Origin of the sequence: Janthinobacterium sp. YR213 (assembly GCF_900099875.1) — a bacterium.
In the GTDB taxonomy this organism is placed as follows: Bacteria; Pseudomonadota; Gammaproteobacteria; order Burkholderiales; family Burkholderiaceae_D; genus Janthinobacterium; species Janthinobacterium lividum.
The window spans coordinates 250,265-269,373 of record NZ_FNDA01000003.1; the positions used below are offsets into that span (position 1 = coordinate 250,265).

Genomic DNA, 19,109 nt, shown 5'->3' on the forward strand with positions numbered 1-19,109 from the left:
TTATTGCACTCCGGCGGCCAGGGTGGCCAGCACCAGTTCGTGCGGCGCGGACGTGATGTTCGGGCTGCCCAAGGGTTTGAGCAAGATGAACTTGATGGCGCCGCCCTCGTTCTTCTTGTCCACTTCCATCAGTTCCAGCCAGCGCTCGACACCGAGGTCCGGCGCCTTGATCGGCAGGCCGGCGGCGGCGACGAGCTTGCGCACGCGCTCCACGGCCGCCTGGTCGATATAGCCCATGCGGCAGGACAGGTCGGCCGCCATCACCATGCCGCAGCCGACGGCTTCGCCGTGCAGCCAGTGGCCGTAGCCCAGGCCCGCCTCGATGGCGTGGCCGAAGGTATGGCCGAAATTCAGGATGGCGCGCAAGCCGCCTTCGCGCTCATCCTGGCGCACCACGTCGGCCTTGATTTCGCACGAGCGGGCGATCGCATACGCCAGGGCGCCCTTGTCACGCGCCATCAGCTTGGCCATGTTCGCCTCGATCCAGTCGAAGAAGGCCGCATCAATGATGGCGCCGTGCTTGATCACTTCGGCCAGGCCGGCCGACAGCTCGCGCGCCGGCAGGGTTTCCAGGGTCGAGGTGTCGGCGATCACGGCGCGCGGCTGGTAGAAGGCGCCGATCATGTTCTTGCCCAGCGGGTGGTTGATGCCCGTCTTGCCGCCAACGGAGGAATCGACCTGCGCCAGCAGGGTGGTGGGCACCTGCACGAAGCCGATGCCGCGCATGTAGCTGGCGGCCGCATAGCCGGTCAGGTCGCCGATCACGCCGCCGCCCAGCGCCACGAGAGTGGTCTTGCGGTCGCATTTGTTGGCCAGCAGCGCGTCGAAGATCTGCATCAGGCTGGCCCAGTTTTTATATTCTTCGCCGTCCGGCAGGACGATGCTGATCACTTCGCGGCCATCGCTGGCCAGCGCCGCCTGCAGGCGGCCCAGGTACAGCGGCGCGACGGTGGTGTTGGTGACGATGGCCACCTTGTGGCCGCTGATATGGCGCAGCAGCGCGTCGGCGTCGGCCAGGAGGCCAGGACCGATGGCGATCGGATAACTGCGTTCGTCGAGGTCTACGCTCAACAACATTTTGGATTGCTCGTTCATCGAAGGCTCTGCATGAATGACGCAGTTGGGCGAGGCCTCGCATTCGAGGCTGGCCAGCTGCATCAGGATGGTCTGGACCATCGATTGTACGTTAGGACGGCCCGTGTCGATCACAATGTCGGCCACTTCCATGTAATGGGGCTCGCGCTGCGACGTCAATTCTTCCAGCTTGCCGCGCGGGTCCGCCGTCTGCAGCAGGGGTCGGTTCTTGTCGTGGCTGGTGCGCGCGAGGATGTTGCTGACGCTGGCGCGCAGGTAGACGACCGTGCCCCGCTCCTTCAGGTAGGCGCGGCTGTCGGCATTGAGGATGGCGCCGCCGCCCGTGGCCATGACGATGCCTTCCTGGGCGCTCAGGTCGCGGATGACCTCGGCCTCGCGCCGGCGAAAGCTGGCCTCGCCCTCGATTTCAAAGATCCACGGAATGGTCGCTCCCGTGCGTGCCTCGATTTCGTGGTCGGAATCGACAAAGCGCAAGCCCAGCTTGCGGGCCAGGATGCGCCCGATCGTGGTTTTGCCTGCGCCCATGAGGCCGACAAGAAAGATATTACTGTTGGAAATTTCGGACACTTTTATATCAATCAGAAAATAAACGCACACCACGAGCAGCCTGCCCCCTGCGCAGTACTGCCCGTTCCCCTAGCGTCAAGGACAAGAGAATGCCAGTTTAAACGGATAACTGGTGGTATTGCCCAGCGGCGTGGTCACCGTCAAATTAAACGTGCTGGTCAACGGGATCGTACAGCTGGTCGGCGTCAGGCTGTTAATTGTAACGGCATGCCAGCTTCCCTGGTTACCCTGAATGTTGCTTCCGGTCCTGTCATCGACACCGAAGGCGTTATGCGGGAAGACATTTTGCACGCTGGTGGGCGATATGGTGGCGCTACCGTTGACCATGTTGGTAATCGACACCGTGCTGCCGGAAGGCATGGGATTCTGGCGTGCATCGCTGAGCCGCACACTGAATTGACGCACATCCGCAGCCTTCACGGTGCCCAGATCATAGGCGCTGCCGTCGAGACTGACGCTATGTGCGCCATCGAGCAATGTGACATTCTCGGCGTGACTGCCGCTCAGGAAAATGGCCGTTCTGACAAACAGCGGCTTGCTGCCGTCGGTCGTGCTGGCACAGATCAACGCCAGGCCTGGCCATGGTTTGTCTGCCGTACCGCCATTGCTGACATCATTGCAGGGCGTGACGGGAGGATTGCTTGCCGTGCGCGGCTCCTGGCTGCGGAAGTCGACCGAGCAACCGCCATTGGAGGTGATGCACCCGCCCATGCTGGACGATCCAATGGCGCCCAGGCTGCTCTGGAATGCGACGGGCGTACCGTCAGGAACAGGATTGCCCGCCTGGTCGGCCAGCAACACCGTGACAGTGGTCGCCGGCGTGTTCAAGGTACTGTCATACGACCAGCCTTCCACATTCGACTTGCCCACGCTGATCGAGAATCCCGACTGCACGGGCTTGCCGGTCGTGACGAGGATGGAGTCGGAATACGTATTCATATACGGCGAGGATTTCAGCGCCGCCTTCACGCGGAACGTGGTCGGCGTAGTACCGGAATTGACCGTGGTAATGACCTCGCCATTGGCATCGGTGGTGTCCGTCAACTTATTGAGGGTGACGGCAGCCCCGTCGTCCAGCGAGAACGTCACATCCTGGCCGGCAAGCGGCTTGTTAAAGGTGTCGAACACGCGGAACGTGAGCGTCGCAGTTTCCGTGCGCAGCAGGCCGCCCTGTCCCTTGATCACGATGGACTTGCCTGCCGGGCTGACGGCTGACAGCTGTATCGATGCCGGCGCGGGGGAGCCAACAGGCAGGGACGAGTGCGTGGCGCTGTTACTGCCAACCACGCTGGCATTGATCTTGTCGGTGTTGCTGCAACCGAGATCGCGATACACGACCGTTGCCTTGCCGTTATTGGCAGCAACGTCCGTTGCCACACTGGCCTTTCCTGCCAAAATGCAGGGCGAGCTAAATCGGACCGTCGCGCCAGGCCCCAGGTATGGGGTTCCGCCCGTCATAATATCGCCGGAATAGATATCCACCGACATGGTCGTGGAGCCATACGCAGCGATACTATTCGGCAGGAATGTCAAGTTCAACGCAAACAATTCGGTGGCCCCGAGCACATAGTTGGCCTGGCTATTGGCGGTGGCGCCATTGACGCTGGTGGTGGCCTGCAATGTACTGGCACCACTGACCAGCAGGCTGACTGGCCGCAAGATGACGCTGGCCATGCCATTGTCGTCAGTCAGCGCCGTGCCCGTCGAGGACGACAGCGTGGCCAAAGCGTTGTCGGTAGAAAACAATACCAGCGCACCGCTGATCGGTTTCCCGCTCAGATCGGTGACTACGGCCTTGGCCGTCAGCGGAGTCGCGCTCGACAGCGCGTTACTGGCGCTGCCGCCGTTGAGCAGCGACAGCGTCATTTTTGCACCCGCAGCCTGCGCCGTCTTGATCGCATAGCTCGCGTCGCCGCTTACCGTGGCGGTACCCGCCGCGACAGTCGCCGTCAGCTTGCCCGCGCCGGTGACCGTCGCATTCAAGGCCGAAACGGTGATGCTGGCATAGCCCTTGGCATCGGTCAGCGCCGTGCCGTTGGTTGACGACAACGATACCAGCGTGGCATCGCTTGAAAACGTGACCACCGCATTGCCGATGGGCGCACCATTCTTGTCGCTGACAAGCGCCTTGGCCGTCAACGGTGTCGTGCTGCTCAATGCATTGCTGGGCAGGCCCGCCCCGTTATACAAGGTCACGCTGACCGCCGCGGCCACGCCACCCGTCGTGCCGCCACTGCTGCCGCCATCGATGGTCGGATCACCACCACCGCCGCCACACGCGGCCAGCAAGGTGCCCAGCGCCAGCAAGACCAGCCAATTCGATACCCGACTCCAATAAGTGTTGCCCCAAGATACATTCCGCATAGTCGCCATCAGTCCGCTTTCGTGTGCATTGTTACTTAAACGTAAAGATGTGACATTAACGTGTTGCTGGCTGATCTGCCACTATTTTCGGCGTAATAAACACCATCAGTTCCGTTTTTTCTTGACTGCGGCCCGTGCTGCGGAAAAAAACACCGAGCACGGGGATGTCGCCCAGCAGCGGCACCTTGCTGTCCGTGCCCCGTTCGGATTGCTGATAGATGCCGCCCAGCACCACCGTGCCGCCGTCTTCCACCATTACCTGCGTGCGCACGTGCTTGGTGTCGATGGCGAAGCCGGAACGGGTTTCCTGGCCCACGCTATCCTTGTTGACATCCACTTCCAGCACCACGTTGCCGTCCGGCGTGATCTGCGGCGTCACTTCCAGGCGCAGGTTCGCCTTGCGGAACGTGATCGACGTGGCGCCGCTGCTGGTGGCCACTTGGTACGGCAGTTCGATGCCTTGCTCGATCAGCGCCAGCACCTTGTCGGCCGTCACCACGCGGGGGCTGGAAATGATCTTGCCCCTGCCGTCCGCTTCCAGCGCGGACAGTTCCAGGTTCAGGAAGCGATTGGCGGCCGCCGAAAACAGGCTCAGGGCGAAGCTGGCCGGCTGCAAGCCATTGATGCTGGCGGCTGGCAAGTTGACGAATTGCGTGTTCGGCACGAAGGCCCCGCTACCTGCCACCGTTTGCCCCGTCGCCTCGCCCACGCCCTGGTAGCTGCCGCCAATGGCCGCGCGGCGCCCGCTGCCGCCCAGGGAAAAACCGGGCAGCTGGCCCGCCGCCAGGCGCTGGTCCGTAAAACCCAGGCGCGCCCCCAGGTTGCGGCTGAAACTGTCGTTCGCTTCGACGATGCGCGCCTCGATCATTACTTGCCGTGTCGCAATATCTGTCTTGGCGATCAGTTGACGGATCTGCTCCAGGCGCGCCGGCACGTCGGTGACGAACAGCTGATTCGTGCGCGGCTCGATCAGCACGCTGCCACGGCGCGACAGCAGCCGGCTGCGCCCTTCCCCCGCGTCCAGCCCGAACACGGTGCGGAACGCTTCGGCCTTCTGGTAATTGAGCTGGAAGATGGCCGACTGTAACGGCTCCAGTTCCGCGATCTGCGCGCGCTGTTCCAGTTCCAGTTTTTCGCGCGCCAGCATTTCCTCGCGCGGCGCGATCCACAGCACGCTGCCATTGCGCCGCATGTCCAGGCCCTTGGCCTGCAGCAGTACGTCGAGCGCCTGGTCCCACGGCAAGTCACGCAGGCGCAGGGTCACATTGCCCGCCACGCTGTCACTGGCGATGATGTTTTGGCCCGACGCATCGGCCAGGATATGCAGGGCCGCGCGCACGCCCACGTTCTGGAAGTCGACGGAAATCTTCTCGCCCGCATACAGGCGCGGGGCCGACACGTGCACCACGGCCTCCCGGGCAAACCCGCAGGCATGCAGACACAGCAGGGCGGCCAGGAGCATGCGGCGCGGCATCATGGCGCCGCCTCGGGCACGCTGGCCTTCGGCCCCGCCCCCGCCACCTGCAAGGCCAGGCTGCCGCGCCGCTCGCGCCAGGGACCATCCGCCTCGCGCAGCAATTCACGGTACTGCACAGTCTGTTCACTGATACCCGTCACCACGCCGTGGTCTTGCCCCAGGTACTGGCCCACCGCTACCCGGTACACGCGCTGGCCCGCCAGCAGCAGCGCGCTCAGACGCCCGTCCTGCTGCACGCTGCCAACCATGCTGATGGCCGTCAAGGACACGCTTTCCAGCGCTTCGCGCACACGGCGTGGGTCGGGCCCAGCCACGCCACCCCGGTGACCGGGCTCGGACGCTGGTGGCAATGCATTAAAAGGATCGGGCAAGGCGGCGGCCTCGTAGGGATGCGGCGCGACAGCGGCAAGCGGACGCCATGCCGGCGCCGCTGCCGGCGTGCCGGCCTTGGGTGCCAAAGCCGCTTGTACCAACCGCTCCCCCGCTGCCGGCAAGCGATACGCGTGCAGCACGGCATCGAGGGTCAGCAAGCGATCCTTGCCGAGGGTCAAGGCCAGCCCATGCACCGTGACGATGCGCGGCAGGCGCGCCAGGTCCGCCAGCAGCGCGCCCATGGCGTGGTAGCCGCCGCGCAACTGTATGGCGATCGGCAAGGCGACATAGGGCGCTTGCGGCTGGGCCGCACCGGGCTTGAACAGGGAAAATTGCAGCCCGCGCGACTGGCCTGCGGCATTAATCTGCGTCAACAGCAACGCCATCGCCTGCTGGTCGGGCAGTTGCTGTTCCAGCAGGGCCAGTTCGGCGCCGGCCTGGCGCTGCTGTGCGCGCCATTGCGGCAACTGCTTCGCCCTGGACTGCGCCGACAGATAGGCGGCGCGCAAGCGGGCCTGCTCGCCTTGCGCCGCCTGCACGGCAACACTCAGGCCATCCAGCCATGCAAGGTGCAGTACGGCCGCCACCAGCGTACCGGCCAGGGCCGCACAAGCGAGGCGCGCAGGTAGCGGCCACAGCGACGCCGTCTTCAAGCTCAGCATGATCAACCTCCAGGACTAGGTGCCAACGCCAGCCGTACCGTCCATTCCACGGCGCCATCGGCCGCGCCGCGCACTTCCAGTCGCACTTCCACCAATTCCGGCCGGGACCAGGGCGCCGCCTGTTCCAGCGCCAGCAGCAGTGCCGCGACCTTGTCCTGCGACGCAGCCTGCCCCTGCAGACGCACCATCGCCGCTTCCTGGCGCACGCTGTGCAAGGCCACGCCGGCCGGCATCGCCCGGGCCAGCGCGTCCAGCATGCGCACCCAGGCATTGCGTTGCTCTTGCAAACTGGCAATGGCCTGCTGGCGCAGCAGCAGCGCCGCCGTCTCGCCCTGCACCCGCTTGCTGGTGGCAAGGACGGCATCGACTTGCTGCATGGCACTGCGCCAGCCCTCCTGGCGGCGCAGCTGCGCGTCGAGCTCGTGCCGCTGCCAAGCGCCTGTCGCCAGGGCCAATAGCAATCCCAGCAGCGCCCCGCCCGCCAGTTGCCCCAGCAGCAGCTGAATGCGCCTGCGCCGTGCCGCAGGGCGATACGGCAACAGGTTGATGCGCTGGACTTGCCCCCGGACCGTCATCGGGCGTACCGGTGCAAGGCCAGGCCCCAGGCCAGCTGGTATGCCACGCCACCGTCGGGCAAGGCTTGCCAGCCACCCTGCGCGAGCGCCGCCTGCAAGGCCAGCGCCTCGCTATCCATGACGACGGCCAGCAGGCCTGCCGCCCTGGCCGCATCGAGACGGCGCTGCACGCTGGCGCGCCGCGCCGCCACCAGCAGCACGTCGACCTCCTTGCCTGCCGTGCCGGGCAGCGGCGGCGCGGGGCCGAGAATGAAAAAATCCAGGCTGGCGTCTTCCAGCGCAAACGGCATGTATTGCGCCGCTTCCAGTTCCACGAGGATTTCCAGCTGTTCTTCCGCCAATCCGGCGGGCAAGCGGATCGCATGCGTGATCAGGGCCGTCGCCGGCATGGCCAGCGCCACCCGCGTGCAGGCGCTGCCACTGTCGCGGTGTGCCTGGCGCAGGGCATCGGCCAGACCCAGCATATCCTCGACATTACCTTCTAGTATCACGCCGGGCGCCAGCGTGGCGGCGCCGCAATGTCGGCACGACAGCTTTCCCCGCCGGCGCCTCAACTCGACGACGCGCACGGCATCGTCCGCGATGTCGACGCCCAGCAAGCTGGTGCCAAGAAAATTGCTGATGGAAATGTTTTTCATAGAGAAACGTCCGCGTGGGAAGGGTTCCTGCCATCCGAAAGCCTAGTCCCGGCAGCGCTGGCTTGTAAACGGATTTCACGCCGGAGTGTGCTGCGCGCGGCGCCTATCTGGCCGGGCCGTGATCTGGCGCAGAATAATTGTTACCAAATCCTGGTTGCCAGCGGGCCAATACACGCTTATATAGAGTATCGGCAAGTTTCGACACTCCCCCCGGCAAGCGCCACAGCGCGCTGCCACCCCGGCAAGCTCGCTTATAATTGGCCGGCATAATTAACCGAAAGACATACGACGCATGACATCTTCAAAATCCGCTGGCCCCGCTGGCTCAAAGCCGCCCACCAAGGGCAGCAAACCCAAACGTTTCCTGCTGATGGCCCTGGCATCGCTGCTGGGCCTGGGCATCGTCGGCGTCTTGCTGGTGGTCTTTGGCCTGGCCATGGCCTATCCGAACCTGCCGGCGCTCGATACCTTGACCGATTACAAGCCAAAGATGCCGCTGCGCGTGTTCACGTCCGACAGCGTGCTGATCGGCGAATTCGGCGAGGAGCGCCGCAACATGGTGCACATCAAGGATATTCCCGATGTCATGAAGAAAGCCGTGCTGGCCATCGAAGATGACCGCTTCTATGAACATGGCGGCGTCGATTACCTGGGCATCACCCGCGCGGCCCTGCACAACCTGACGGGCGGCGCCAAGCAAGGCGCCTCGACCATCACGCAGCAGGTGGCGCGCAATTTCTTCCTGTCCAGCGAACAGACCCTGAAGCGCAAGGCGTATGAAGTCTTGCTGGCCTGGAAGATCGAGAAAAACCTCAGCAAGGACCAGATCCTCGAAGTGTATATGAACCAGATTTATCTGGGACAGCGCGCCTACGGTTTCGCTTCGGCCGCGCAAATCTATTTCGGCAAGAACATCCAGGACCTGACCGTGGCCGAAGCGGCCATGCTGGCCGGCTTGCCGAAGGCGCCGTCGGCCTACAATCCCGTCGTCAATCCGAAACGCGCGCGCATGCGCCAGCAATACATCCTGCAGCGCATGGCGCAGCTGGGCTACATCACGCCAGAGCAATACACGGAAGCCAAGAATGAAGAGCTGAAAGTGAAAACCGACAGCAGCGCCTTTGGCGTGCACGCGGAATATGTGTCGGAAATGGCGCGCCAGCTGGTCTACGAGCAATTCAAGGAAGACACCTACACGCGCGGCCTGAATGTCTACACCACCATCACCAAGGCAGACCAGGACGCCGCCTACATCGCCTTGCGCAAGGGCGTGATGGATTACGAGAAACGCCACGGCTACCGCGGCCCGGAAGCGTATATCGAGATTCCGAAAACCAAGGCCGAAGCGGATGACGCGATCGAGACGGAACTGGCCGACCACCCGGACAGCGACGACATCATCGCCGCCATGGTGCTGCAAGCGTCGCCCAAATCGCTGCAGGCAGTCACGTCGGCCGGCGAGGAAATCACGATCACGGGCCCCGGCCTGACCTTCGGCGCGGCCTGGCTGTCGGAAAAAGCAGCGCCGAACCGCCGCATCAAGCGCGGCGCCGTGATCCGCGTCATGCAAGAAGGTAACGCCTGGGTCTTGACGCAAATGCCGGAAGTACAATCGGCGTTCGTCTCGGCCAGCACCACGGACGGCGCCATTCGCGCCATGGTGGGCGGCTTCGATTACAACCGCAACAAGTTCAACCACGTCACGCAAGCGTGGCGCCAGCCAGGTTCCGCCTTCAAGCCCTTCATCTATTCCGCTTCGCTGGAGCGGGGCCTGTCGCCGGCCACCATCATCAACGATGCGCCGATCTCGTTCGACGCGGGCCAGACGGGCGGCCAGGCGTGGGAACCGAAGAACTACGACAGCAAATACGATGGTCCGATGACCATGCGCAAAGGTTTGATGAAATCGAAGAACATGATTTCCATCCGCATCCTGCACAAGATCGGCGCCAAGTATGGCCAGGAATACGCGACGCGCTTCGGCTTTGATGCGGACAAGAACCCGCCATACCTGACCCTGGCCCTGGGCGCCGGCAACGTGACGCCGCTGCAGATGGCGGGCGCGTATGCCGTGTTCGCCAATGGCGGCTACAAGATCAACCCGTACCTGATCGCCAAGGTGACCGATAGCGACGGCAATGTGTTGTCGCAAGCCAAGCCGGACCTGGCGGGCGAGGAAGCCAACCGGGTCATCGACGAGCGCAACGCCTTCATGATGAACAGCATGCTCAACGACGTCGTGCGCTTCGGCACGGCCAATAAAGCCATGGCCTTGAAGCGTCCCGACCTGGCCGGCAAGACGGGCACGACCAACGATTCGATCGACGCGTGGTTCGCCGGCTATCAGGCCAAGCTGGTGGGCATCGCCTGGATCGGCTACGACCAGCCGCGCAACCTGGGCAACCGGGAAACGGGCGGCGGCCTGGCCTTGCCGATCTGGATCAGCTACATGGCGAAAGCCCTGAAGAGCATCCCCGTCGAGGAACGCGCCGTGCCGGAAGGCCTGATCCATGTGGGCGACGAGTATTACTATGCGGAAAATCCGCCGGGCACGGGCGTAGGCAGCCTGGAAGGCGCGGCGCGCGGCACGCCGGAGGAAGAGAAGGCGAAAGAGGCTGTGAAGAACGAGCTATTTTAAACACGTAGGCCGGGTAGGTCGGATTAGCGCGCAAGCGCGTCATCCGACAACATCGTTGGCGCCGGTGGTGGTGTCGGGTTACGGCCTAACCCGACCTACCCGACACTGGACCACAAAAAAATGGGCAGCCCGCAAAGGCTGCCCATTTTTTATGCATCACTTCAAACACTTACTTCAATACAACTGCCGCGCCCGCCTGCTCGCTGGCCATGGCAGACAAAGCCGCAAACAGTTCCGAACTGTCGCGCGTATTGATCCACTCGTCACCCACGCGCTTGTAGTGGAAACCGCCGGAACGGGCGGCCACCCACATTTCGCGCATGGGGGCCTGGCTGTTGACGATGATTTTCGTGCCGTTATCGATGAACTCGATTTCCAGCACATTGCCGCTGCGGCTGCATTCGACGTCGAGCACGTCTTCATCGTTCAGCCGGTCCAGCGCCGCCTCGATCTGGGTCAGGGTGGCTTCGGCCAGGGCCAGGAATTCCGATTCGCTCATGCTACACTCCAAAGATCTTAATCAAACCGTGATTCTAATCGTGAAGTCATCCTCAGCGTTTTATATCGGCACCGCCATTGTGGTTTCTAGCGTCCTGGCCGGCTGCGGCCAGCCCGGCCCCCTGTACCTGCCCAAGCCGCCAGCGGCCAAGGGCGCGCCAGCCAAAGGCCCGGTCGAACCGGCCCCCGTGCCGCCGCCACCAGTGATCGTGCCAGCAACCTAAGCCGAGCGTACCGGGGTGGCAGCCTTGGCCGCCCTGGCGCTCTTCTCTCGCTTGCCCCAGGCGAAATACACGCGTATTAACAGCAGTAGCGCGACGATGCTGCCAAACAGGATCGGTTGCGCGAAATTATTCTTGCCCGCCTTCATCCACCAAAAGTGCAAGATACCCAGCGGCGCGATGACATAGATCAACCTGTGCAGCCACTGCCAGCGCTTGCCCCCCAGGCGTTTCACCATGCCGTTCGTGCTCGTCACGGCCAGCGGAATCAGCAGCACGAAAGCGATGAAACCCACCGTGATGAACGGACGCTTGAGCACATCCTTCCACATTTCCTGCACATCGAAAAAGTGATCAAACCATAAAAAAGTGGTGAAGTGCAGCGCCGCGTAGAAAAAGGCGAACAGGCCCAGCATGCGCCGCAGCTTGATCAGCCAATTCCATTGCGTGAGGCGCCGCAAGGGCGTGACAGCCAGGCTGATACACAGGAAATACAAGGTCCAGTCGCCCGTGCCGCGCGTGATGAATTCCAGCGGCTCCACCAGTTGCCCCGTGTACGTCAGCCAGACCATGCGCGCGAACGGCAGCAGCGCCAGCAAGAAGATCAGGCTTTTCAGCAGCGACAACTGCTTGCTCGTGGGGTTGAGGGCCATGGTATTTCCTTAAAAGAACTTCTTCAGATCCATGCCCGCGTACAAGGAAGCGACATCGTTGTAGCCATTGAACATCAGGGTCTTGCGCTTGCGGGTGAGAAAACCGTCTTCGCCGATGCGCCGCTCGGAAGCTTGCGACCAGCGCGGATGATCGACGTTCGGATTCACGTTCGAGTAAAAACCGTATTCGGACGGCGCCGACAGGTTCCAGGAGGTGCGCGGCTGTTCCTTGACGAAACGGATCTTGACGATGGATTTGGCGGATTTGAAACCATATTTCCACGGCAAGACCATGCGCACGGGCGCGCCATTCTGGTTGGGCAAGGTTTCGCCATACATGCCCAGGGTGAGCAGCGCCAGCGGATGATTCGCTTCATCGATGCGCAAGCCTTCCGTATAGGGCCACTGCAGCACGCGGCTGCCCACGCCTGGCATCTGCTTCTTGTCGGCCAGGGTGATGAATTCCACGTACTTCGCATTGCCCGTCGGTTCGACCTTCTTGATGATTTCCGAGAAGGAATAACCGACCCACGGGATGACCATCGACCAGCCTTCCACGCAGCGCAAGCGGTACACGCGCTCTTCCAGCGGCGCCAGCTTCAGCAGCGCGTCGAGGTCCAGGGTCATGGGCTTCTTGACTTCGCCCTCGATGCTGACGGTCCAGGGCCGCGTGCGCAGGGTGCCCGCGTTTTGCACCGGGTCGCTCTTGTCCGTGCCGAACTCGTAGAAATTGTTGTAGCTGGTGGCGTCTTTATAGGCCGTCTGCTTTTCCAGCGCCGAATAGGCGGGATTCAGTTTGGCAGCCAGCTTGGGATTGGTGCCTTGCGCGAACGCTTCGCGGCTGGCCATTTCCAGCAAGGCCGCGCTGGACACGGAGCCCAGGGCGATGTGCTTGATGAAGCTGCGGCGCGATTCAAACACGGCACGCGGCGTGATTTCGGAAGAATACGGCAACTCAATGCCGTTGGGACTGCGCTTGATCAACATGGCGGCTCCGGGAAAAGGTGATTGTTTGTACCTTACACCAGTTTTCCCGGACCGTTCATGACGCTTCTGTCATGCAAAAAACAATTAAAGCTTGCCGTAAGAATGTAGCCCAGAAAGGAACATATTCACGCCCAAAAACGCGAAGGTCGTCACCAGCAAGCCCACCAGCGCCCACCACGAGGCGACGCGGCCGCGCAAGCCCGTCATCAGGCGCATGTGCAGCCAGGCTGCATAGTTGAGCCAGACGATCAGCGCCCACGTTTCTTTCGGGTCCCACGACCAGTAGCCGCCCCATGCTTCGGCCGCCCACAAGGCGCCCAGGATGGTCGCTACCGTGAAGAAAGCGAAGCCGACGGAAATAGCCTTGTACATGACGTCATCGAGCACTTCCAGCGACGGCAGGCGGTCGACCAGGTAGCCGCTCGATTTGAGCAGGTAGGCCGCCGCCACCATGGCCGACAGGGCGAAGGTGCCATAGCCGATGAAGTTGGCCGGCACGTGGATCTTCATCCACCAGCTTTGCAGGGCCGGCACCAGCGGCTGGATTTCGGCCGCGTCGCGCGTGACCGTGTACCACATCAGGAACACGACGGCCGCGGAAATGACCAGCATGACGAAGGCGCCCAGCTGGCGCGTCGCGTAATGCTGCTCGTAGTACAGGTAGAACATGGCCGTGATCAAGGAAAACAGGATGAACACTTCATACAGGTTCGACACGGGAATGTGGCCCACGTCGGCACCGATCAGGTAAGACTCGTACCAGCGCACCAGCATGCCCGTCAGGCCCAGCACGACGCCGGCCCAGCACAGCAGGGAGCCGACGGACGAGCCGAATTCCGAGCGCGCCACCAGGCCGATCCAGTAGAACAGGGTCGACAGCACGAACAGGGTGCCCATCCACAAGATGGCGGATTGGCTCGACAAGATATATTTCAGGAAGAATTTCTGGTTCGCCATCTCCAGATGGCCAGCGTACAGCTCGATGGCGAACAGCGACAGCACGGCCGCCACGGGGATCAGCCAGCGCACGGGCTTCCAGTACCAGCCCAGCCACGCGAACGTGGGCGCCGCGGCCAGCAAGATGGCTTTTTCATAGATATCCATGAAGGCGCCAAAGCGCACCAGGCCGAACAGGGAGGCGGCCAGCAAGCCGGCGCCATACAGCCAATCGATCAGGCTCAGGCGCTTGAAAAATCCTGGTTCCTGCGTATATATTTGCTTGTTTGCCAATTCCATCATTTTCTCCATTCCCGGCGACGCGCAAGCGTCCCAGACACAGCGCAGCTTACGCCGATTGCGGCAGCTTTGCCTTCAAAGTCTCAAATTCTTTTTCAAAATCCAGCGTCTTGCGTTGCGTGCTCATGGCCATCAAGGCTTCGCTGCCGCCCTCGCCATCCTTGATCCACACCCACAGGCGGCGCTCGCGGATATAAAACATGGAAAACACGCCGATCACGAGGAACAGGCAGCCGAGGTAGACCACGCTCTTGCCCGGCGAACGCGTCACCTGCAGCACGGACGCCTTGATTTCCGTGAAGTCGTCGAGTTGCAGATACACGGGCGCGCCATAGAAGAAGCTGTCGGACAGCGCATTCGTGGCCAGTTGCAGGAAGCGGCCGTGCTTGTCATCGGCCTCGATGGCTTTCAAGCCATCCTGGGCGCGCGCCGCCTGCCACAAATCCCACAGGCTGCCATTCAGTATCTTCATGAAGATATCGGCCGCTTTTTCTTGCTCGGCGGCAGGAATTTTCTCCAAGAAACGCGAAATGGCGAGGAAGCCGCCCTCTTGCCCATTGCCGGCAAAGATGCCCAGGCTCTTCGCCGCCGATTCCTGCAACTGGCCGCGCAAGGCTTCCGCGCCCGGTTGCGGCATGGCGCGCGCCGCATAGCGCGTGGCGGCCTGCTGGCGCAGCGCGGGATCTTGCAGCGCGGCACGCAAGCGCATCCATTCGTTCACGCTGTAATTGTCATCGGCGGGAATGCGCAGATAGCTGAACGGATCGCTGGGGTTGACGCGCATGCCGGCCAGGAACACCGTCGTGCCATCCACGGTGACAGGCTGCATGTAGTTCTGGTACTCGCGCGCCTGGCCCGTCTTGTCGCGCAATTTGTATTGCACCGAGGGGCCGACGTTCTTGAGATCCTTGTTGTTCGCATTCTTCGCGGCCGAACCGAGGCGCTTGTCCAGGCCGACGGCAAACTTATCGTTGAAACTTTCCGTCTTGCTGACGGCGCGCACGTCCTGGCCGGCGCTGAGGTTTTCCACGTTGAACGGGCGGAAACCCGACCATTCCACCGTGTAGGAATTGCCGTCGCTACGCTCGAGCGGCGTGCTGCCGCCCACTTCGCCGCCGATATCGAAGCGTTTCGTCGTCTTGCCCGTCATGGGAAAGCCCGTCAACTTGAGCTTGCTGCCGCCATCTTCAAAGCTGGACTGGTACAGGGCCAGGCCCTTGTACAGCAGCGGCTGGTTGACTTTGATGGTTGCAGGGAAACTTTCCCCTGTTTCATGATCCGTCACCACGACATCGCTGGCAAACAGCTTGGGCATGCCCGTGCTGTAGAAATCGATGTGGAATTTTTTCAGCAGGATGGTGATGGGCAAATCCTGGATCAGCACGCCATCGGCCTGGGGAATGATGGCCGTGTTGCTCGACGCGCCTTCCGGGATCATGGTGTTGCCGCGGAAAGTGGGGTTCGACAGGCTCAGGCGGTGCTGGGCGGGAATGTCGGCGATCACGCCGCTGCCGGAAAACGGCGTCTTGCCGAAGAACCATTGCTGTACGCGGATCGGCATTTCCGAATCGAGCAAGCCTCCCACGCAGATGATGACGATGGCGCCGTGGGCAAAGATATAGCCCCATTTATTGGCCGCGCCCCGCTTGGCAGCGACCAGGGTGGCGTTGTCCTTCTCGACCACCTTGGCCGCGTAGCCGGCGTCTTTCAGGCGCATCACCATCTGCTGCGCCAGCACGGTGCGCGGCAGCGGCGCCTGCCATTCCGCCTTGTGATGGAAATTGCGCAGGGATTGTTCGCGCACATTGTCGCGCCAGCTGCGCATATCCTTGAGCATCTTCGGTGCATTGCGCACGATGCACAGCGAAGTCGAGGCGACGAGGAAACCCATGATAACCAGGAACCACCAAGCCGAATACACGGAGTACAGGCTCAGCTTGTCGAAGACGGCGAACCAGAACGGGCCGAACTGGTTCACATAATTAGGCATGGGCTCATTTTGCTTGAGCACGGTGCCGATGATGGACGCGACGGCGATCAGGGTCAGCAGGCTGATGGCAAAGCGCATCGACGAGACCAGCTCGACGAATTCAGCCAGGCTGCGGCGTTGGGTCTTTAACTCGATTCCGGTCGTGCCTGTGCTCATACGTTGATACTCATACGGGATATGCAATCTTCAAGAAAATTTAGGCATGGAGCAGATAGTTTCTCCGCGCAAGGCGGCAGCATACTCCTGTTTGGCCCCTGCCATAAAAAAGGGCAGCCTGTCGAGACGGCCGCCCTGGTTCATGCGCGCTGGTGCGCCTGGCAATCTCTTGCCACTATGAAAACTTACTTCAGGCCGGCGATGTAATCGGCAACGGCGGCGATCTCGTCATCCGACATGCGGGCGGCGATGGTGTGCATTTGCGCGCTGTTCTTGCGGGCATCAGCCTTGGTGCTGCGGAACATGGCCAGCTGGGCCACCGTGTAGTCCTGGTGCTGGCCGGCGATACGCGGATACTGGACGGGAATGCCATTGCCCGTCGCGCCATGACAGCTGGCGCAGGCGGCAACTTGCTTGGAAGCAATGCCACCACGGTAGATTTTCTTGCCCAGGTCGATCGTGTCCTTGTTTTTCGCGGCGCCCGGCTTGGACAGCTGCGCGCCCAGGTAGGCGGCGATATTCTTCTTGTCGGCGTCGCTGAGCATCTTCGCGTACGTCGTCATGACGGGCTGGTTGCGCTCCGGCGTGGTGAAGTCGACCAGTTGCTTGTAGATATAGCTTTCGTGCTGGCCGGCCAGCTTCGGATTGACCGTGATGGTCGAATTGCCGGCCGCGCCATGGCAGGAGACGCAGGCAGGCAGGCCGCGTGCCGCATCGCCATCGGCGTACAGGGTAGCGCCCTTGGCCGCGTCGACCTTGACGGCCGGTTTCGCTGCTTCGACCGCAGAGGCAGTTGCCGATACAGCCAGCAAAGCGAGCAGCATGGATTTGATAAACGGTGAAAACGCACGATTCATTCAGGCACCCTGAGACAGTGAGAAATTAGTGGTGGACATTGCCGCGCCCTGTGGATTTTTGCTTTATTTTCAGGGCCGCAAGCCGCATCGCTGCTACGCCGGCAACAATAAACAACCCCTTATTGTACAATAGCTTCTTGGCGTTATCGCTCCCTTATCGCTCCCTTTTGTTGCTTTACTACTCCCATGTCAAAACTCTGGCAAGCCCGCTTCTTTACGACCGTCAACCAATTGCGTGACCTGCCCGATACCACGGTGCCGGAAATCGCCTTTGCCGGCCGCTCCAATGCCGGTAAATCGACCGCCATCAACATCTTGTGTAATCAGAAAGGCTTGGCGTTCGCCTCCAAGACACCTGGCCGTACCCAGCATATCAACTACTTCTCCATCGGCGGCGCCCATGTGGCGCAGCACCGCAAGGATGCCACCATCGTTGAAGAGATCGAATGCCTGCTGGTCGACTTGCCGGGCTACGGCTACGCGGAAGTCTCGGGCTCGGCCAAATTGCACTGGCAGCGCCTGCTGGGCGACTATGTGCAGCGCCGCGAGCAATTGGCGGGCTTGATCCTGATCATGGATTCGCGCCGCCCGTTCACCGACCTGGACATCCAGATGCTGGAATGGTTCGCCCCGACGGGCAAACCGATCCACTGCATCCTGACGAAAGTCGATAAGCTGAACCGCAATGAGTCCGTGAATGCCTTGCGCCAGGCGAAAGCCAAGCTCGACAGCTACGTGGATGAAGACGGCGTCGGTTTCCCGTTCACCGTGCAACTGTTCTCGGCCTTGAAACGCGTCGGCATCGACGAAGCCAACGACAAGATCATGGAACTGGCCGGCATCAGCGAAGATGGCGCGGCCCAGATGGTCGAGCTGATCGACATGGAAGACGACGTCGAACCGGAAGCGGGAACCGACAAACCGGCTTGATCGAGATCAACGCTGCGTAAAAAAAGGCTGCCCGTTCACACGGTGCAGCCTTTTTTATTACCGTCAGTTTCCCGACCGCCTAGCGCCGTCCCGGCCCTGGCCGTTTCTCGGAAAAGAATTCCTGGCGCAGGAAGGCCATCAGCTCTGCCGTGTCTTCCACGCGGGCGCTGAGGTTGACGTTGCGCCCCAGGCGGCGCGATTCCCAGACGAAATCACCGGGCTTTTCGGCACGGATCAGCTGGATCATCTTCTTCAGGATGGCCGTTTCGATATCGGGCTCATTGCCCAGCTCGACTTTTTCCTGCTTCAGCCAGTTGCGCTTGAAGTTGCCATTCCAGCCCTTGAACTTGACTTCGGCACTGAACGAAGTCTGGTTGACGATGGAAAACACGCCGCCCGAATCCTCGCGGTCGCTGCCGGAATTGCGCCCCTGGGCGCCGGCGATATTCGCCTTGGCCACGCGCATGGCGCGGTCATTTTCGCTTTCCTCGGCCGGCGGCGCGGGGTTTTGCGCCTCGCGCTGCTTGCGGCGCTGCTCGATCATCGAACTCATGTCTTCAGCCGGCGGCGGCGGCAACGGCACCTTCGACACCAGCGGCGGCGTGAATGTTTCCAGTTTTGGCTTGTCGCGCGGCACGTCTTTTGTGACCACGCGCTTGCTCGGCGCCGGTGGCGGTTTGACCTTGGCCACCTTCGTGTCCTTCGGCTTCGGCGTGGGTTTCGGCTGCGGCTGCGGCTGCGGCTTGTCTTTCAGCGGCGCAATGTAGACCATCGCGCTTTCCTTCTTCGGCGGCGGGATCTTTTCGATCGTATCGCTGCGAAACAATGCATACGCCGCCAGCAGCACGTGCAGCAAGACGGACACGCCGAGCGCCACCTTGCGCATGGTGCTGGTCGTGGACCCGTAGGCCGGTGGTGGCTGGATCACTTGCCCGCAGGTGGGGCAAACATCGGAATCGGCAGCCATCAAATGGGTCGTGTCATGCAAAATGAATCGTGCTTTCTGTGTAGCGACAAAAGTAATCTGACAGGGCAGCCATAGTGCCAGAGTCCCTTGCATTTGGGAACACTTCCTCGGCATATCCAACCCGAAGCGTACAGGATAGCGACATTCCTTGCAGCGGTAACCAGAGTACCCGAGCCGTCGCTTGACGGTTGTTACCGTATGTATCACGGCCCATACAAAACCGGCG

General features: G+C 61.8%; 15 protein-coding genes and 1 pseudogene. 3 read left to right on the forward strand and 13 right to left on the reverse strand.

Annotated features, from left to right (window positions below):
- The 6 genes and pseudogenes from aroKB to pilM all read right to left on the reverse strand — a co-directional run bounded on the left by aroKB (position 1) and on the right by pilM (position 7,750).
- Entirely contained in the window at positions 1-1,662 is a 1,662-nt protein-coding gene (gene aroKB, locus BLT98_RS15080; RefSeq protein ID WP_225317161.1) for a bifunctional shikimate kinase/3-dehydroquinate synthase AroKB, read from the reverse strand.
- A 75-nt stretch (positions 1,663-1,737) separates the two neighbouring features.
- Positions 1,738-3,969 (reverse strand): Ig-like domain-containing protein, encoded by a 2,232-nt coding sequence (locus tag BLT98_RS15085; protein ID WP_170846393.1) that lies wholly within the window; start codon positions 3,967-3,969, stop codon positions 1,738-1,740.
- A 112-nt stretch (positions 3,970-4,081) separates the two neighbouring features.
- Positions 4,082-5,413, reverse strand: a pseudogene (locus BLT98_RS15090) (type IV pilus secretin PilQ family protein); the annotation flags it as partial.
- Positions 5,414-5,499: 86 nt separating this feature from the next.
- Complete coding sequence (locus tag BLT98_RS15095; protein WP_092609157.1) at positions 5,500-6,537, reverse strand: pilus assembly protein PilP; 1,038 nt, start codon at positions 6,535-6,537, stop codon at positions 5,500-5,502.
- A gap of 2 nt (positions 6,538-6,539) precedes the next feature.
- Positions 6,540-7,112 (reverse strand): PilN domain-containing protein, encoded by a 573-nt coding sequence (locus tag BLT98_RS29680; protein ID WP_092609160.1) that lies wholly within the window; start codon positions 7,110-7,112, stop codon positions 6,540-6,542.
- Entirely contained in the window at positions 7,109-7,750 is a 642-nt protein-coding gene (gene pilM, locus BLT98_RS15105) for a pilus assembly protein PilM (protein WP_092609163.1), read from the reverse strand. The genes BLT98_RS29680 and pilM overlap by 4 nt, the downstream gene beginning before the upstream one ends.
- 292 nt (positions 7,751-8,042) lie before the next feature.
- Here pilM and BLT98_RS15110 point away from each other — a divergent pair, with 292 nt between their 5' ends.
- A complete protein-coding gene (locus tag BLT98_RS15110; RefSeq protein WP_046681678.1) occupies positions 8,043-10,388 on the forward strand; it encodes a penicillin-binding protein 1A in 2,346 nt (781 codons plus the stop codon).
- Positions 10,389-10,557: 169 nt separating this feature from the next.
- On the opposite strand, the gene cyaY is transcribed toward BLT98_RS15110, so the two are convergent.
- Positions 10,558-10,887 (reverse strand): iron donor protein CyaY, encoded by a 330-nt coding sequence (gene cyaY / locus BLT98_RS15115; protein WP_034778305.1) that lies wholly within the window; start codon positions 10,885-10,887, stop codon positions 10,558-10,560.
- Between the two features lie 40 nt (positions 10,888-10,927).
- On the opposite strand from cyaY, the gene BLT98_RS15120 reads away from it, so the two are divergent.
- The gene (locus tag BLT98_RS15120) at positions 10,928-11,110 is read left to right on the forward strand and encodes an LPS translocon maturation chaperone LptM (protein ID WP_034778304.1); all 183 of its coding nucleotides are present in this window, start codon (positions 10,928-10,930) and stop codon (positions 11,108-11,110) included.
- On the opposite strand, the gene BLT98_RS15125 is transcribed toward BLT98_RS15120, so the two are convergent.
- The 5 genes from BLT98_RS15125 to BLT98_RS15145 all read right to left on the reverse strand — a co-directional run bounded on the left by BLT98_RS15125 (position 11,107) and on the right by BLT98_RS15145 (position 16,986).
- A complete protein-coding gene (locus BLT98_RS15125; RefSeq protein WP_092609167.1) occupies positions 11,107-11,760 on the reverse strand; it encodes a protein-methionine-sulfoxide reductase heme-binding subunit MsrQ in 654 nt (217 codons plus the stop codon). The genes BLT98_RS15120 and BLT98_RS15125 overlap by 4 nt on opposite strands.
- A 9-nt stretch (positions 11,761-11,769) precedes the next feature.
- The gene (msrP, locus tag BLT98_RS15130) at positions 11,770-12,747 is read right to left on the reverse strand and encodes a protein-methionine-sulfoxide reductase catalytic subunit MsrP (RefSeq protein ID WP_092609170.1); all 978 of its coding nucleotides are present in this window, start codon (positions 12,745-12,747) and stop codon (positions 11,770-11,772) included.
- Between the two features lie 84 nt (positions 12,748-12,831).
- On the reverse strand, positions 12,832-13,983 hold the full coding sequence (ccsB, locus tag BLT98_RS15135; RefSeq protein WP_034778299.1) for a c-type cytochrome biogenesis protein CcsB: 1,152 nt from the start codon (positions 13,981-13,983) through the stop codon (positions 12,832-12,834).
- A 49-nt stretch (positions 13,984-14,032) separates the two neighbouring features.
- Positions 14,033-16,129: a cytochrome c biogenesis protein ResB gene (locus BLT98_RS15140; protein ID WP_092609173.1), complete on the reverse strand. Its 2,097-nt coding sequence runs from the start codon at positions 16,127-16,129 to the stop codon at positions 14,033-14,035.
- Between the two features lie 185 nt (positions 16,130-16,314).
- A complete protein-coding gene (locus BLT98_RS15145; protein ID WP_034778295.1) occupies positions 16,315-16,986 on the reverse strand; it encodes a c-type cytochrome in 672 nt (223 codons plus the stop codon).
- A gap of 186 nt (positions 16,987-17,172) precedes the next feature.
- On the opposite strand from BLT98_RS15145, the gene yihA reads away from it, so the two are divergent.
- Positions 17,173-17,916 (forward strand): ribosome biogenesis GTP-binding protein YihA/YsxC, encoded by a 744-nt coding sequence (yihA, locus tag BLT98_RS15150; RefSeq protein WP_034778293.1) that lies wholly within the window; start codon positions 17,173-17,175, stop codon positions 17,914-17,916.
- Positions 17,917-17,995: 79 nt separating this feature from the next.
- Here the strand turns inward: yihA and BLT98_RS15155 are convergent, their stop codons facing one another.
- The gene (locus BLT98_RS15155; protein ID WP_240317554.1) at positions 17,996-18,883 is read right to left on the reverse strand and encodes a hypothetical protein; all 888 of its coding nucleotides are present in this window, start codon (positions 18,881-18,883) and stop codon (positions 17,996-17,998) included.
- Between the last annotated feature and the right edge of the window lie 226 nt (positions 18,884-19,109).